Source organism: Polaromonas sp. P3_B1 (genome assembly GCF_056402935.1).
Genome location: NZ_JBFUGK010000023.1, coordinates 34,379 through 49,962, shown reverse-complemented (window position 1 = coordinate 49,962; position 15,584 = coordinate 34,379). Strand labels below are relative to the sequence as shown.

General features: G+C 59.4%; 18 protein-coding genes, 1 tRNA gene and 1 pseudogene. 6 read left to right on the top strand and 14 right to left on the bottom strand.

The genetic code is table 11. The annotated features are described in order from the left end of the window. Positions 1 to 192: 192 nt before the first annotated feature. Complete coding sequence (locus AC1DXS_RS14700) at positions 193 to 1,047, bottom strand: hypothetical protein (protein ID WP_477738226.1); 855 nt, start codon at positions 1,045 to 1,047, stop codon at positions 193 to 195. A gap of 192 nt (positions 1,048 to 1,239) precedes the next feature. Between AC1DXS_RS14700 and AC1DXS_RS14695 the strand changes: the two are divergent. The 3 genes and pseudogenes from AC1DXS_RS14695 to AC1DXS_RS14685 form a co-directional block, all read left to right on the top strand. After that, positions 1,240 to 1,503 (top strand): annotated as a pseudogene (locus AC1DXS_RS14695) (IS21 family transposase); the annotation flags it as partial. Positions 1,504 to 1,760: 257 nt separating this feature from the next. After that, on the top strand, positions 1,761 to 2,192 hold the full coding sequence (locus AC1DXS_RS14690) for a DsrE family protein (RefSeq protein WP_477738225.1): 432 nt from the start codon (positions 1,761 to 1,763) through the stop codon (positions 2,190 to 2,192). A 346-nt stretch (positions 2,193 to 2,538) separates the two neighbouring features. Continuing rightward, positions 2,539 to 4,197, top strand: a complete 1,659-nt coding sequence (locus AC1DXS_RS14685; RefSeq protein ID WP_477738224.1) for an FAD-dependent monooxygenase — start codon at positions 2,539 to 2,541, stop codon at positions 4,195 to 4,197. Here the strand turns inward: AC1DXS_RS14685 and AC1DXS_RS14680 are convergent. From AC1DXS_RS14680 to AC1DXS_RS14670, 3 genes are read right to left on the bottom strand one after another with little or no spacing between them, the layout of a single operon-like run. Then, entirely contained in the window at positions 4,115 to 4,768 is a 654-nt protein-coding gene (locus AC1DXS_RS14680; RefSeq protein ID WP_477738223.1) for an ABC transporter permease, read from the bottom strand. The two genes, AC1DXS_RS14685 and AC1DXS_RS14680, sit on opposite strands and share 83 nt — an antisense overlap. Continuing rightward, a complete protein-coding gene (locus AC1DXS_RS14675) occupies positions 4,761 to 6,446 on the bottom strand; it encodes a transporter substrate-binding domain-containing protein (protein WP_477738222.1) in 1,686 nt (561 codons plus the stop codon). Before AC1DXS_RS14675 ends, AC1DXS_RS14680 begins: the two co-directional genes overlap by 8 nt. Continuing rightward, positions 6,446 to 7,144 (bottom strand): methyltransferase, encoded by a 699-nt coding sequence (locus tag AC1DXS_RS14670; protein WP_477738221.1) that lies wholly within the window; start codon positions 7,142 to 7,144, stop codon positions 6,446 to 6,448. Before AC1DXS_RS14670 ends, AC1DXS_RS14675 begins: the two co-directional genes overlap by 1 nt. A 154-nt stretch (positions 7,145 to 7,298) precedes the next feature. Between AC1DXS_RS14670 and AC1DXS_RS14665 the strand changes: the two genes are divergently transcribed. Beyond that, positions 7,299 to 7,372 (top strand) — tRNA-Gly (locus tag AC1DXS_RS14665). A 77-nt stretch (positions 7,373 to 7,449) separates the two neighbouring features. On the opposite strand, the gene AC1DXS_RS14660 is transcribed toward AC1DXS_RS14665, so the two are convergent. The 9 genes from AC1DXS_RS14660 to AC1DXS_RS14620 form a co-directional block, all read right to left on the bottom strand. Then, positions 7,450 to 7,734: a hypothetical protein gene (locus tag AC1DXS_RS14660; protein ID WP_477738220.1), complete on the bottom strand. Its 285-nt coding sequence runs from the start codon at positions 7,732 to 7,734 to the stop codon at positions 7,450 to 7,452. A gap of 778 nt (positions 7,735 to 8,512) precedes the next feature. Beyond that, positions 8,513 to 9,133: a DUF1963 domain-containing protein gene (locus AC1DXS_RS14655; RefSeq protein ID WP_477738219.1), complete on the bottom strand. Its 621-nt coding sequence runs from the start codon at positions 9,131 to 9,133 to the stop codon at positions 8,513 to 8,515. Positions 9,134 to 9,217: 84 nt separating this feature from the next. Then, positions 9,218 to 9,664, bottom strand: a complete 447-nt coding sequence (locus AC1DXS_RS14650; RefSeq protein WP_477738218.1) for a hypothetical protein — start codon at positions 9,662 to 9,664, stop codon at positions 9,218 to 9,220. 66 nt (positions 9,665 to 9,730) lie between these two features. Next, positions 9,731 to 9,988 (bottom strand): CPCC family cysteine-rich protein, encoded by a 258-nt coding sequence (locus tag AC1DXS_RS14645; protein WP_477738217.1) that lies wholly within the window; start codon positions 9,986 to 9,988, stop codon positions 9,731 to 9,733. A gap of 495 nt (positions 9,989 to 10,483) precedes the next feature. Then, positions 10,484 to 10,771 (bottom strand): hypothetical protein, encoded by a 288-nt coding sequence (locus tag AC1DXS_RS14640; RefSeq protein ID WP_477738216.1) that lies wholly within the window; start codon positions 10,769 to 10,771, stop codon positions 10,484 to 10,486. A gap of 1,225 nt (positions 10,772 to 11,996) precedes the next feature. After that, a complete protein-coding gene (locus AC1DXS_RS14635) occupies positions 11,997 to 12,257 on the bottom strand; it encodes a hypothetical protein (protein WP_477738215.1) in 261 nt (86 codons plus the stop codon). A gap of 102 nt (positions 12,258 to 12,359) precedes the next feature. Then, positions 12,360 to 13,019: a hypothetical protein gene (locus AC1DXS_RS14630; protein WP_477738214.1), complete on the bottom strand. Its 660-nt coding sequence runs from the start codon at positions 13,017 to 13,019 to the stop codon at positions 12,360 to 12,362. 21 nt (positions 13,020 to 13,040) lie between these two features. Further along, complete coding sequence (locus AC1DXS_RS14625; RefSeq protein ID WP_477738213.1) at positions 13,041 to 13,433, bottom strand: hypothetical protein; 393 nt, start codon at positions 13,431 to 13,433, stop codon at positions 13,041 to 13,043. Between the two features lie 174 nt (positions 13,434 to 13,607). Continuing rightward, positions 13,608 to 13,916 (bottom strand): hypothetical protein, encoded by a 309-nt coding sequence (locus AC1DXS_RS14620; RefSeq protein WP_477738212.1) that lies wholly within the window; start codon positions 13,914 to 13,916, stop codon positions 13,608 to 13,610. Positions 13,917 to 14,527: 611 nt separating this feature from the next. Between AC1DXS_RS14620 and AC1DXS_RS14615 the strand changes: the two genes are divergently transcribed. Then, on the top strand, positions 14,528 to 14,878 hold the full coding sequence (locus AC1DXS_RS14615) for a phage integrase N-terminal SAM-like domain-containing protein (RefSeq protein WP_477738211.1): 351 nt from the start codon (positions 14,528 to 14,530) through the stop codon (positions 14,876 to 14,878). A gap of 7 nt (positions 14,879 to 14,885) precedes the next feature. Further along, positions 14,886 to 15,140: a tyrosine-type recombinase/integrase gene (locus AC1DXS_RS14610; RefSeq protein WP_477738210.1), complete on the top strand. Its 255-nt coding sequence runs from the start codon at positions 14,886 to 14,888 to the stop codon at positions 15,138 to 15,140. Between the two features lie 9 nt (positions 15,141 to 15,149). Here the strand turns inward: AC1DXS_RS14610 and AC1DXS_RS14605 are convergent, their stop codons facing one another. Beyond that, positions 15,150 to 15,581, bottom strand: a complete 432-nt coding sequence (locus AC1DXS_RS14605; protein ID WP_477738209.1) for a nuclear transport factor 2 family protein — start codon at positions 15,579 to 15,581, stop codon at positions 15,150 to 15,152. Positions 15,582 to 15,584 lie beyond the last annotated feature (3 nt).

The following is a 15,584-nucleotide window of genomic DNA, read 5'->3' as shown; positions in this document are numbered from 1 at the left end:
TGTATCAACCGCAAGCCCCCGGAACCGCTCGCAGCGGTCCCGGGGGCTTTTTTTATCCCGCCGTTGTGTTGAAATAAGCCTCTCTTTGAGGAGACCCTACAACATGAACCGCAGACTCTTCGTTCAGGCTAGCATCTGAGCGTTCTGGTGAAAGCAGAAATCCGCTCTTGCAAGTACGTGGCTTTAATGCAGCTACTCAGCTGTAAATAAATCGCAGAGCACGTCTTCGTTGTAGCGATCAAGCACCGGCTGCAGCATGGAGGCGATACTGCGCCATTCGCCCGCTGGCACCGCATTCACTGTATCCATTACCTCTAGCAGCCCGCGCAGCTGAAAATCCATTACCGCTGAAGAGGTCGCCGCAGCATCAGACCGAGAACGCGCGCGAACAGCGTCAACAACATTCTCTTCAGGCGGAATGCTTAGAACGCCGCGAAGATAACCCTCATAAGGCAGCTTGACAAACGACAGTGCCCGGTCGATCGCTGTCAGCACTGCCTTACCCAGTGCGGGCTCGATCATTACCTCCGAGCGGCGCCCATTGAAGTGCGCTTGCAAAGCTCCGACGCACGCCAACAATCCGTCGAACTCTTCTGGAACGACGCGCATGCTCAACTCAATGGCAGAAGATGAGGCGACGTCGGAGATGTCTACTGTTCGACACTGGGTTAGCTGAACAGCGGGTTTACGCAGAAAACGAGACTTGCTCTGTTGCTTCTGCGGCACGGTGCTATTCCAGCGAAGCACTTCTGGAATGAATTCTTCGAGCAGCCAATCGTGCGTGAAATCAGCGTCCCAATTCGTGCGAGCGGAGACGTCCGCAGTGCTTCCGAAGTTCGTGGGAATTTCCCATCCGATGGCGACGCTTGCCTCCCAAGGCAACCAGATGCTTTCCGTGCCGTAGGCATACAGGATCGCGTGATACCCGTCGTCGAATCTATCGGAGGCTACCTGCGTGTAGACCTTCAGACAGCCTGAAGCGCCATCGAAGATGTGCCAAGGACTATTGCCGTTGGCGACATCGTGTTCCCGCGCAAACTCGATCATCGCCCGCCAAAGCGACCGCTTTACGGAGGCCAATACAAACGGCCCTGTACCGTTTCGCAGTCGTTTGAACCGACCACATCGATAGCGTGTTGAATTCCGTCGAAATCTGACCCACTTAGCGCAGTAATTTCCATCCAAAACTGACCCACGTAGGCACTACCCTGCTTGTTTTAAAAGCAGGGGAAATTAGGAGTGATAGACGTGGCGACATTGAATGTCATCAGACGTTGGGCATTGAGGGATCAGATGTCCATCCGCGAGATCTCAAGGCGTACAGGCTTGGCTCGCAACACAGTGAAGAAGCACCTACGGTCAGAGGAGAGCGAGCCCAAGTACCCGAGGCGGGTCAGCTCCAGCAAGCTCGATCCCTACGCCGAGAAGCTGGCCACCTGGCTAGTCATCGAGGCAACAAAATCGCGGAAACAGCGGCGCACTTTGAGGCAGATCCACACAGACTCAGCCTAAAAAGGAGAAAACCAAGAACTTATCCACATCGTGAGCACCTTCTGCTCACAAAGAGTGTGGGTCAAATTTTGATGGAAAACTCGGGTCAGACTTCAGCGGAATTCAACAAGTTGGAAACCAACCGCCCTCAAATGCAGGCGCCTGGGAACCTATGCGACCCGGATATCGTTCCAGTAACAGCGGTCCAAGGGCTTGTTTCATCCCGCCGTTGTGTTGAAATAAGCCTCTCTTTGAGGAGACCCTACAACATGAACCGCAGACTCTTCGTCCAGGCCGGCGCCACCGCGGCCTTCGCCCTCCTGCTACCGGCAGCTCTCGCGCAATCCGCAGGCGCCAAACGCCAGGGCATCGTCATCCAGGTCAGCGACAACGACCCGGCCAAATGGAACCTGGCGCTCAACAATGCCAAAAACCTGCAGGACGACGTGGGCGCCGCCAATGTCGAGATCGAGATCGTCGCCTACGGCCCCGGCATAGGCATGCTCAAGCTCGAATCCCCCACAGGCTCGCGCATCGCCGACGCCGCCAAAGCCGGCGTCAAGGTCACCGCCTGCGAAAACACCATGCGCGGCCAGAAGCTCACGAAAGACGACATGCTCGCCGGCATCAGCTACGTGCCCGCGGGTGTGACCGAGATCATGAAGAAGCAACACGAAGGCTGGGCTTACCTGCGGCCTTGATTTCTTATCCGGCCGTTGCTGAGATCCGGCTACGGACTATTGCGGGCGTTTCGCTCACCGCTGTCTTTTTTCGCTGCGAATACCTTTGCCCGACAGCCTGCGTGCGTAAGACCCACGTCGCTGCCAGCCTTTGAACGGGCAAGCTGGAAGCCTTGTTAAACTGTGGCTGTCGAAAAAGGCAGACTTGGTTTGGTCAGTCCAGGTCCTTTCAGAAACGAGAGCTCTGCCTCCGCACATCGCAGGAGGCCCCACGACGAACACGGATGCCGTACAGGCGTCCCATGTTCGTCCGTGTGGCTCTCAAAGTCGACGAGCCGCTCCGGTCGAACATCACTCAGGAGCGGTAATGAACGATTCTTCCATTTATGACGTCGTAGTGGCCGGGGCAGGTCCGGTTGGCTTGCTGTTGACCAGTGAACTGCGGCTGGGCGGCGCATCCGTATTGGTGCTCGAGCAGGCCGGGGACCGGGACTCTCCGCTCAAGGGCCTTCCCTTTGGAATGCGCGGGCTTTCAATTCCAACTGTCGAAGCGCTCTATCGCAGAGGACTCCTTGGAGAAGTTCAAGCCTTGCAAGCGCAAAGAGCCAAGGATGCCGACAGCAAGCCGGTGCCTGCAGCGCATTGGATGAGGCAGACGCGGCGCCCTGGCGGACACTTCGCGGGTATCCAGTTCTTCCTGGACAAGATCGACAGCACGCGATGGCCCTATGTCGTTGCCGGCCCGGCAAGCGCGCCTATGGCTTCGACCATGGCGGACCTCGAAGCCGTCCTGGACGCGCACGCGACGGCCTTGGGGGCAGACATTCGGCGAGGCCTTGCCGTGGACGGGTTCGACGCTTCGGACGAACATGTTGATGTTCTGGCAGGCAACCGGACCTTTCGCGCCCGCTGGCTCGTCGGATGTGATGGAGGCCGTAGCACCGTACGCAAAGCCGGGGGCTTTGATTTCCTGGGCACGCCGCCGGAGTTCACCGGCTACTCGGTCGAGGTCGAGTTGGCCGACCCGGAGAAGCTGACGCCAGGGCGTCAGTACACACCCACCGGGGTGTACACGTTCCAGCCTCCGGGAACCGTTGCCATGGTTGACTTTGACGGGGGCGCGTTTCATCGCAGCCAGCCCGTGACCCTGGAGCATGTGCAGTCGGTCTTGCGCCGTGTCTGCGCCTGCGACGTTACCGTAACCGCGCTCAGGCTCGCGACCACGTGGACCGACCGCGCTTTTCAGGCCGGCCAATACCGCAAAGGGCGGGTGCTTCTCGCCGGTGACGCCGCACATATCCATTCGCCGCTCGGTGGGCAAGGCTTGAACCTGGGATTGGGAGACGCCATGAACCTCGGATGGAAGCTTGCCTCCACCATTCGGGGCGATGCGCCGAGCGACCTGCTGGATACCTACGCCGCCGAGCGCCACCCCGTGGGTGCGCAAATTCTGGACTGGTCGCGTGCGCAAGTCGCACTCATGCGGCCGGGCGAAAGTTCCCGCGCTCTCGGAACCATCATTCGTGACCTCATGGAGACCCCGGACGGCGCGACCTATTTCGCCGAGCGGGTATGGGGTGCCGCGTTGCGGTATGACCTTGGCAATGCGCACCCCCTGGTCGGTCGAAGCGCGCCGGACTTCGAAGTTTCCGATGGCCGAAAACTTGCTGACTGTTTGCGTGCCGGAAAAGGCGTGTTGCTCGAGTTCGGCGCCGACACGTTGAAACCCATCGCCGGCGCCTGGAAAGACCGCATCGCCTACACGCGTGGAAGCACCGACACCCGCTTCGGCCTGAATGCGGTGCTCGTGCGCCCGGATGGCGTTGTCGCCTGGGCAAGCGAGTCGACATCCGACGCCAAAGAGTTGCTCATACAAACAACGCGGTGGTTTGGCGCAAGCCAGTCCGTCGGTTTCGCTCGTCTCCTGCCGGCCACGCCGCCCCTCAAGGCTGCTCAGCCCCTTCCAGCCGCGCCGCCTGCACCGGCCGGTGAAAGCGCTGGTTCAGCTTGCCGCGCCAGTGGTTGATCAGGTGGTAGATCAACTGGAAGCATGCGGTGAAGATCACGATGACCAGGCCGATCAGCAACAGCCGGTCACTTGCCTTGGGCAGGGTTTCGATGGTGCGCAGCGTGACGGTGGTCGCCTCCACCACGCCCACCGCCGCGCCAAAGCCCGAAGACAGCACCATGACAAAAAAGGCGCGCACCAGGCCCATCACAAACAGCATGGCCGCCACCGGCGAGCCGCTACGCAGTTGCCGCATGGCCTCGACCGCGTGGTCTGACACATAGGCCGCCGCGTACAGCGTGAGCGAAAGCACCACCGCCAGCCAGGGCGTCATGGCGAACTGCCGCTGGCCGAGGTGAAAGCCCGGCACGACGTTGACCAAAAAGAACATCACCACAAAGGTGGGCACGGTCCGCAGCAGCCCGACCAGCCAGGCGGCCGGCGTGGCGGCCAGGCCGTTATGAAAGCGAGCGGCCGCCAGCGGCGCGCCCAGCAGCATGCCGCCCAGCAGCGCGCAGGTCGCGATCTCAAAGTTCACGAGCAGTCCCGACAGGAATTGCGGCAGGAAACGCGCAAGCAGCTCAAGCATAGGCGCCCCTGCTCAGGGCCAGGCGCGACTGCCACACGTCGGCCAGGCGGTGCACCACCGCGACCAGCACCATGTAGAAAATCAGCAGCAAGGTATAGGTGGTGATGCGTTCGCTCGAGAACGACGCGACGTCGGTCAGCGCGGTCAGCAGTTCGGGCACGCCCATCACCGAAGCGGCCGGGCTGCCCCGCGTGGCGTTCACGACGAACGCGACCATCTGCGTCCTGGCCCGGTAGACCGCGGCGCTCAAAGCAGGTTGCGCCGGCGCGCGCTCTTCGCGCAGCGTGAGCATGGCTTCGGCGACGGCCTGCCCGGCGTTGCTGCCGTTGAAGACGCCCAGCACCAGCACGGCCGCGGCCAGCGCCACCAGCGGCGAGGTCGCGCCCATGGCGCCGACCACCACACCGGCCAGGATCATGAGCAGGATCAGCGGCGTCGACTGCATGGGCCACAGCACGCAGCGCATCGCCACCCTGACCCATGTCTTGTGCGAGGTCAGGCCGGCGCCAAAGGCCAGCGCGAAAGCCCAGGTCGCCAGCACGGCGCCCACCACCAGCAGGATGGAAAACCACACCCCTTCCAGAAGAAGGTCCAGGGCCACCCAGGTCTTGAACATCGCCAGCGTGACCCGCGTGCCAGTGGTCTCATGAATAAAGTTCTCGAGCTGGTCCACCTTGGGGGCGAAGGAAGTCGGCTGCAGCTGGTTGTCCAGCGGCGCCGTCACGCAGGCCGGGTCATTGAGGGCGCTGATCTGCGCGCAGTTGCTGCTGGACCAGAGCCGGCGCTGCTGCGCCAGGAAGGGCGAGTCCACACCGTGCTTCTGGGCCAGGGCCTGCAAGGCGCCCGAGATATGCAGCTGCTGCATCGACAAAGCCAGCACGTCGGCCAGGCGCTCGCCGCCGTCACGCGCCACGGCCACGCCCCAGGGCAGCGGCGCGAAGCCGAATTTGCTGTTGTAGGCCGCGGCAAACGCGGGCTGCTGCAGGTAAGACGCGAAAAAACTGTCGTCCTGCGCAACCAGCGAACAGCCGCCCAGGCGCAGCTCGTCGACCAGGCTGGAGGCCTTGTCAAACAGCTTCAGGCGCGCGCCGTTGACCGACAGCTCCGCATTGGTGCTGTTGCCCACCGTCACGCAGACGGTGTTGCCGCGCAGCTTGACCAGCCCGCCGATCTGCAGTTCCTTGCGGCCCAGCACAATGGTCTGCGACTGGTAGTAGTGCGGCCGTACAAACAGGGCTTCGCGGTCCCGCTGCAGGGTGTGGCCCATGGTGGCGATGACCAGGTCGACACGCCCCTCACCGAGCAAGGCCAGGCGGTTGGCCGGCGTGACCACCACCAGCACGGGCTCGACACCCAGCGAGCCCGCCAGCTGGTGCGCCAGGTCGATTTCAAAGCCCTGCAGCGCGCCTGTGGCATCCTCAAACGCAAACGGCGGGTAGCCGGTGCGCACGCCCACCCTCAGGGTTTTGGTGCACAGCACGCGTGCGAGCACGTCCACGGAAGCATCGCAATTTTTGCTTTTTTGCGCGGCGCCCGGCAGTGGCGCCGGCGGCTGGCGGGTGTCCTGGCCGGCGGCGCTGAAACTCAGCAGCAGCGCCAGGCCCAAGGCCAGCAGGCGGCGCATGCCCGCCACGGCTTGCAGGGTCCGGCCGCCTTCATCCACGCTGCAGATCCCCATCAGGCGGCCTCATGCTTTCCTGCTTCTCCATGCTTCCAGCTGATTTCAACGAGGTCGAAGTCCACAAACCAGTAGTCGCCCATTCTATGGATGCCCTCCCCCGCGAACCGCGCCAGCACATGCGGGCTCAGGCTGGCCAGCTTGTGCGCGGGCAATGGGGCGGAAGCGCAATAAGCGATGCGGGCCTGCAAGCCCATGGCATCGGCCATGGCCTCTGTTTTTTTGAAGTCGAGAAACACGTTGTGCGTCATCACGGCCAGGCCGCCGGGCGCCAGGTGGCGGCCCAGCCCCTTCAAAAACGGATCCACACTCCGGCGGCCGTCGATGCCGCCCGCGCTCCAGCTTGGAAGGCGGCCGTCGCCTTCGATGTGTTCAGCCGCGAACTGCGGCAGGTTGGTGACCACCAGGTCATAGCGCGCATCGCCGCAGGCAGCCCACAGGTCGCCCTGCACCAGGCGGGCCTTGGCCCGCAGGCCCTCCTGGTCGAGCAGGTCTTGCGTCGCCCGAACCGCGAGGGCTTCGAGTTCAACGCCCACCGCGCTTTGCGCCCCCAGCGCCAGCAGCGTCGCCATCACCACACCGCTGCCCGGCCCCATCTCAAGCGCCCGCGACGACAACACGCGCGCCGGGTTCTTGCGCAGGTAAAGCAGCAAGGCGGCGGTGTACTCGCTCGGGCTAAATAAGTTGTTCTCGCTCAAGACAGTCTTCCTGCATCCCGGAACCGTTGGCCTCTACACGTGGGGTGGCCGGCGTGGGGCACGGCTCGAGCGATAGTAACCTATGGATACACCTTTGTGACTACATCCAAACCCGCTGCCAGCAGGCAGGCCGCTCCCTATAATGGCTTTCCATGCGGGTGTAGTTCAATGGTAGAACGGCAGCTTCCCAAGCTTCATACGAGGGTTCGATTCCCTTCACCCGCTCCAGATCTCTGTCATTGATTGATTTCTTTCAAGAATGGCGACCGCGCTGGCCGTCGTTGCGGGTCCATTCGACGAGCCTGTTAGACATGATCGCTCACTTCATCGATCGATTTGACTTTCAGATCACCGTCAAATCTGCCAGCCATGTACGCAGACAAACAATCTGAGAACTCGTCGAGGAGCGCCAACCCTTTCGGGTCGTGATCGTTCTCGGCGGTAAATGTGAGCCGCGAACCGTCCCAGGCGCATGTAACGTTCGCGTGCCATTTGCGATGTTCCACAAACTTCTTCGCGATGTCGATGGCAGCCTCCGAGCCAGCATCCTTCGGAATACCATCGCATACGAGAACGGCTCGATAGATCATGTTTAACGCTGGCGGTAACCGGCACGCGCCGGGAGGCGAAGCCGACCAGAGCGTGTCCGGTCGACCAACGTGTTAGGTCGCACTCGTTCTTCAGGGTATGGCATGAGTCTCCAAGTATTGCCCTTTCCGTCCGATTAGAAATCGGACGCCGCTGCGAGGCCCATAGACGCTTCGCGTCCAGGAGTCTTGCCCCCCAACATATAGAACCTCAATCCACCAACCTTGCTTCGACTCGACAACTCGAAGTTCGCACTTCATGGCCTGCTGCTCTCGAACTACGCATCCAGCTCCCGTGAACGCGCTCCTCCGGGCACGGTTTTCGTCAATGTCGGGTAGAAGTGAGACGCGATACTCGCGAAACTTTTCATCGCAGTCCGCCGCCTTCCAATCCGGCGGTGGGCACTGTTCACGGCACATTTTGCTCTGAGCTTTGCGCGTGATCATCATGCAGGCGCCGCCGCACATGCTTATGGGTTCACGCGTCGACTCGCGGAAGAAGTACAGCGGACCATCGATTGCGGAATGTGCATCTACTACGCCAACGCCTCCGCAAACAAAGTGCTGCCTGGAAACGCGAAATGCATCGACTTCGCGCGACGTCCAGGTCGGCCACTTCTCGTCGCTCAAAGGCTCCACTTCCACCGCACGGGCGCCACCGAACACGAGGGCCAGCAATAGGAGTGCAGCGCGAACTGAGACGATTGGCATCGTGCAACCTAACGTTCGACGTAAGGGGCCTGCCGCAGGCAGGTCCCCTTGACGGAGGGGTTAGGTATCGCTAGCCGCATTGCCAGAGGAACTTTGCTTGGTCGCGACAGGACGGACACACAAACGCATATCCCGCGCCGCCGCCTCCAAAGTTCATGCCCCCGCCACCGCGCTCCTCAAGCTGCGCAACAAATGTCATTGGCGCGCCGCATCGGCAATTGGGTGTTTCGTCCGCTTGAATCCAAAGCGGGGCGCCCCCAAGCTTACCAACCACTTGTGAAGCCGGGGCGTCAACTGCCTCGCAATAGTGATCGTCGTCTGTGTTCTGACTCGGGGTCGGCTGGTACGAAACTCGTCTGAGACGCGACTCGGCAGGGAGTAGCGTTTCGCCTATAGGAACCTGCAGTGGAATCCTGGAGGCGCTCTCAACCAGAAGTGCAGAATTTCCTCCAGCGTTTGGATCCCACTCATCGCACATACCAGGATCATTCTGGCATTGAAAAACAAGGAGTACCTGATCCTCGTGCCCGATGGCTTCGTCAAGCGAATCAAGAGGAAGCTGGGCGAGAAACTGCATAGGGCCAGCACAAGACGAGCAGCACGGCCACATGGTGCTTGCATTGGCCAATGGTCGGCCTCCAATGGTGGAATCGGAGGGGGCTACTGGATCCGTGACCAAGAAATAAGGCATGATTTTGTATGTGACACCTAACGTTGGAGACAAGCGGCGCCGCAGGCGTCCGGCTTGGTTGACCAGTTAACCTGCATCGCGTGCTTAGTTTTTCCGCGATTCATACTTCTTCAGAATCTCCGGAATCTTGCTTTCGGGCAAGCCAGGCTGGTCGCATTTGCCTAGGAGTCGCGCCACAACCGAGTTGGGCTTTCCCGGCGCGATCTGTCCAATGCCTGTACCTGCTATTTCGAGTTCCCAAGTTATCTTGTAACGCTGAGACCATTGCACCAGCATCGTTACGATCGCGCGCGTGTCTCGACACATCATGAGCGAATCTTCTGGCTCAGAAATCTTCACCGCACCGTAGCCGCCACCAAGCGATACCCGCGAGCCACCGACCAGGCGCYTTGAATCTTCATCCCGACCGATCGAGAATGGCTCGGCCCACCAATCAACTGTCCGGGCAAAGCGCTTGGCTTGGACAGAAATTTGCGTCGCGACTGGGTCAGGGACGGGCTCTACGCTTGCAAAGTCGAAGGTGAAGCTCATAGCATTGATTTGCGGGTTAACGTTGAAATTCAGCGGACTGCACAGCAGATCCGCTGCAATGACGGGTTAGACAATTGAGCGCGGCTCATGCTTGAACTGTGCACGTTTCTCCAAAGAAATAACGTGTTCCACACCCTTTTGATCGCAAGCGCCAATCAGCGAAAAGTTACGCCTTCCCTCACGCAACGATATGTGGTTTGGTCCCGAATGCACATCAAACCTGTCAACGTCAAGGCCATCGTCCTCCCAGAAACACACTGGGCAGATGTCGTAATGCCCACGGGCATCGAGCGTGAAGTAATCACAACAGGGACATTGGTACATGATTTGTTTAACGTAAAAATGACCGCACCACCAACATGAGCGGCGAAGCCGCGGCCTGCTGTTGTGGGTCCGTGTCGATTGACAAGTTATGCATCAGCACCTGCCGCCACTATTCTCACAAGTTTCCCCTGTGCGGCCGCGTACACAACAGCCTCCGCGATTTCTGAAGCCTCGCCCTCCGCGAACAGCACACCATCTGGCCAAGGCTCCGCGAACAGCGCTTTGAATCTGCCGCGAAGCTGCGGTGCGATTGAAATCCAACTGGTCGCCGGACCATCATCTCCGCAGTTCAGGCAGCGCAGAAAGTAGCTCCCGTATTCCACGAAAGCTCCAGACGTCGGCGAACCACAACTGGAACATCGCTCAGCGCTCACTTTCTCACTCCTGAGGCATAACGTGAAGATGACCGGCCCGCTACCATTTGCGGCGAAGCCGCCTTCTGTAGATGTGGGTCCGTGTCGATTGACTTGTTAAAGCTCATGCGCAATACCCTCCTCATGCGACCCTTTCGCGCACCCACTCGCTCTTTGCATTCTGCCGCCAAGCAATCCAGCCAGGCGGCAAATCGGCCAGGGCGAGAAGGCTTGGATCAATTTGTATGATCTCGGAGAAACTCACGATAATGGCATCCGCCGGCGCCAGCTGCCTTCCGTCCAAGAATTGCCATCCATGATCGTCTGCGTCGTGCGATACGCGCAAGATTGGCACCGCTCCCCTCATGATTTGGCGCAACGAAAAAACCGCGCAATTCGGTGGCTGGTCGAACGGCCAGAACTGTTCCATGTGAGCTTTAACGTCGACGCTGACCGGAACACAACCAACGCGGCGAAGCTGCAGCCCTCAGTTGTGTTTTCGTGTCGAGAAAATTGTTATGCATTCGGTGCGACTCTCTGGCTCAGTGCCTCGGACATGTGCACGAGAATCTGCACGAGAGCGACGGCACGAGTAACGTCCAGGCTACAACGCGACCCCGAATCCAACGCAAGCGCCACAAGCGGCTCAGTCTCATGAGCCACTAACTGAAGTATCTCCGCCTCGGTCCAAAGCTTGCACGATTGACGCACGTCCCCCTCGACGCGGGCTGGCTCCGCAAACTGCTTTTCGGACGCGTCCCAGATTGAACGAGCCTCGTCCGCAATAATTTCAGCAATCTCCTTTGCATCCTTTACGGAAAGAACACAATAAGTAGAGCCCTCCGGATCAAGTTCAAGTAAAACCCTTGAGGACTCACTCCAAATTGAAGCTCGACCGCGAACTACGAGCCAATTATGAATTTTCGACATGGCGTCCCCTTGCGGCATAACGTGAAGGTGAGCGGACGCCGAAGGTGGTCCGCTCCAATGGCAGGTTAACCGTCATTGCGGGGAATCTGTGGCAAGAGCTCTGCATACGCATCTCGCGCTTCCCTGAGCGTTGCGTCTGGATGCGCGGCGCGRAACACCTTGATGGCTTCTACCTCCTGCTGCGCCGCAACGGCTTGAAGTACACCAATGGGGACAGACCGGCCACTCTTGAGACCAAGGTTCGGATGGTCGGGCTCCAAGTTCCCCAATCGAGGGTGCGTGGAAAGGCGCCCCACTTCGCGCGCTCAAAGTTGCAAACGAATCCACGGGCTTTCTCCAGTTCGAGGAAGCGACAGTGCTCACACTTAGCCGGGACGAATACCTTGCTGGTGTAGTGCTCGGTTTCGACGATCACCGGATTTGTCGGCCCTCTCTCTGGGCAAGGCCCATGATCGAGTGCGAGATACCCGCGGACCTGCTCCATGGCGCGAGTGCATCCGCCTTCAAATATGTTCTCGCAAGTACGGCACTTGGCAGGTATCGCCCCGCTCATGAAATGCGAGTAGGGAACGGGTTCGAGTGAACCGACGACGGCGCATCGTGGAATGACGGTTCGATACATGACGGTTAACGCAAAGATGACCGGACCACCAACACTAGCGGCGAAGCCGCCTTCTGCTGTTGTGGGCCTGTGTCGATTGACAAGTTAGAGAGCAGCGCAGTGCTCATTGGGACACCCGATAGGCGATGTAAGCAAGAAGGATCAATGAAATCAGCTGGATAACGGTAGAAATACGTCTACTAAGGCCAAGCACCTCCTGATCGCGCGTGTAGCGACCGAGTTGCTCCCGGTAATCGGCATCATTCTTCGAATAGCTCCCGAACATTTGAGCATGATCGGCTGCCATGGCAGTCAATTCACGCCGGAGCGACTTCTGCCGCTCCGCGATATCTGCCAGCAATTCTCTGTCTTCGTCGGCGCTCATGGCGATGCCTCCCTGCTCTCTAACGTTTGACATGAGAGGCGGCTTGCGGCTGGCGAAGCCAGCCGCAAGACGTCCTCTCGATGGAAAGGTTAGGTGGCACGCTCACTTGAACTGGGCCCGAAGGAACCACACGAAAGCACCGAGGACGATGGCAAGCGGCAGGACCTGAGCTGAACTAACAGCGAGGGTGGACAGAAACGTGGCGTGCGGTTCGACAGGCACCGTTTTTATGAAGCCAACAATTAGCGAAAACACGCCGATGAACGCACCGAACAGCGTAACGATATTGCCCCAATACGACTTGAGCTTCTCATCGAACTGCTGCTGAGCTTGAGCCTCAATCTCGACCAGCCGTCTTGCAAGAGCTTCGAAGAAGATATTTACGTCTTCGGATCGTGCCGTGTCACCGGCAATCATTCGAGGGACCTTCACGCCGCCAATGCTGATGTACTCGCGTGTGGGCAGATTTTCGTAGGAAGGAAGTCCATACTCGTTCCGCTTGGGACCAGCTTTGACTCTGAGTGCCCCGCCCTCAGCCATGGTGTCGAGCTCTCGCTGCAGATCGGCAAGGTCAATCCCAGAAAGTAGGTTCGCTAGATTCGCCGCCGTTAGCGGGTTTGGGGCTCGCTCAACAAAGGCGGAAAGAATTCTGTGACGCAAGGTCTCCATATGTCCCTCGATGTGCTGTGGCGGCTCGATGCCACCTAATGTAAAGATGACCGGACCACTGCCATCTGCGGCAAAGCCGCCTTCTGCAGGCATGGGTCCGTGTCGATTGCCATGTTATGCGGCGTTGCGCCCACGCTTAGACTCCCTGTTCTGAAATACTCGGATGACGAGGAGCGCTCCTGCGATCCACGGATACCCCAAGAAGAGCATTCCGCCCATCTCGTCCTTGATCCATGACGCCGAGCGTTCTGGCTCTTCTAGAGCAATGTAATTCGGATCAGCTACCGAATACCAGACGCTTGCCTTCTTGCCAATCCACACCGAACCGCAGCTCGATTTTCCAGGTGTCCCGGAAGCTGCACGGACTCGCTTTGTCTCTCCTACGAAGAATTGCACATAGTAGTTCCCGTGGTTTCCACAGTCCAGTTTTACGATCTCGCCGGCCACTTCGGCAAACGGTGCCTTCTCTCTGAGCACACGCAAGTCTGAATAGGAAGTCCAGAGCATGAGACCAACACCAAGGGCTGGGACAACGAAACAGGCCCAGAGTGGCATCGGCCGCGTGGATCGCTCGAACATTAGCCGCGGCTAGGCGCCGTATAACGTTTGACATGAGCGGCGACTGGAAGCGTGCGAAGCTCGCTGGAAGGCGTCCGCTCGATGGAAGGGTTAGGTTGCACGCTAGTACGCTCCGCCGTCCGGAACTTCTCCCTGGTCATTCGGAATCTTTCCCTGCGCGATCGGTTGCTCAGAGGCACCTGGGAATGGCCAAACATCGATCGCGTCGCCTTCAGCAGGTTCAGCACTCAGAAAGGTTACGAAACTCTCGAAATCATCGAATGCCAGTGGCGTTGGCGATCGCGAGCCATAGTAGTGCCACCACAGCACCGCGACAAAGCCTACGTTCTCGAGATGATGACGCACGGCCGCGAGTTGCTCCGCGGCCTTGATGTTGGCACCTGACGTTGACCATTGCGGCGAATTGCTCATTGCAACCTAACGTTTGACATGATGGGCGGGCGACAGCCGGCGAAGCCGGGTGTTGCACGTCCCCTCGATGGAAGGGTTAGGCCGCACTCTGCCGATTGCTGCCTGGCGACGGCGAGCACAGGGAGCCTCGTGCGTGCGAGCGGAGACCTTGATGGCTAGCCAAGCTTCGGAGTTCATCGATCTTCGGACCTGAGGCACAGCATTTCTCGGGGCTCAAGCGCAATGGAATGGGACTGACATGTGCCTTCTGCCTCGTTGGGCCAGCGCTTGCAGACCCACGGTTGACCGTATTCATCTATCTCCTCCACCGCGAACTCTCCTCCGATCATCGAGTCCACGCGCGATCGCTCGTCTGGCGGCAGCTTCTCGTACCACTCACCGGAAAGGCTCAGCACGCGTACGCGCGATCCGACGCGTACAACCGTTCCGTTGCAATCGATGGGTTGCCGGGACGATGCCTTCATGTGCGGCCTAACGTAATTTAGACCGCAAAACCCGCGGCTTAACTTGGCGGCTGAGGTTTAACTTGGTCATAAAAATCGTCCGAAAGCCTCTTGTTTATTGGGTTTCCGGTATATGCACTGTATTTTCACGCAGTTATAAATACTTCCATGAAACCCGGCAACCCACCGCTGCAATCGACCCGCTTGCTCGACCAGGTCAGGGAGCGGATTCGCTATCTTCACTATAGCTTCAGCACCGAGAAGCTCTATGTGTACTGGGTGCGTTTTTTCATCCGCTGGCATGGTTTGAAGCATCCGCGCGACATGGGGGCGAAGGAGGTTGAGGACTTTCTGACTATGTTGGCCGCGGAACGCAAGGTTTCAGCATCCACACACAGCCAGGCCCTGAGCGCGTTGCGGTTCTTATACCGGGGGTGCTTGGCGTCGATCCGCCCTGGCTCGACAACATCAACCGACCGACACGCGCAGTGGCATAGAGCGCCGTCATCATCTGTATGAAGAGCGATTGCAGCGCAGCGTGAAGCAGGCGGTCAAGCTTGCCGGCATCGTCAGGCCGGTATCGGTGTACACGCTGCGCCACAGCTTCGCCACCCATCTCCTGCAGGCGGGAACCGACATCCGCACGGTGCAGGAACTGCTGGGCCACTCTGATGTGAGCACCACCATGATTTACACGCATGTGCTGAAGGTTGAGGCCGGGCAGACAATGAGTCCGCTGGATTCGATCACTGGTGAGCAAGGAATGTCTGCTTTGCGGTGAGTCAGTCATCTATGACGAACCGCCGCGCCGCCTCATCCAACGCATCAGGCCGCCGACCACGGGCAGTTTTTCGTAGAGTTCTTCAGCCGCGTCCCAGTAGTCGCGGTGGTGGGTGATGCGCCCTTCGCCGTCCAGCACCAGGTGCGACGCACCGACAATGCATTGCACTTGCCCCCGCTTGAATCGCTTGAAGGCGAAGTGGAATTCCCAGGTAAAAAAGCATTGCCTGCCTTGCAGGATGCTGCCGGTGACGAAAAAGCGCGGGTTGTCCAGGCTCGCGTACATATGGCGAAACACTCGCTGGATCGCGGCCAGCCCCTGCACATCGTTAAACGGGTCTTTGAAGCGCGCGTCGGGGGCGTAGATATCGTCCAGCGTTTCGACGCCCGCAGGGGTAAGGGCCTGGAAGGTTTCAGCGATGTGGTCAGCAGCGGAGTTCATGGA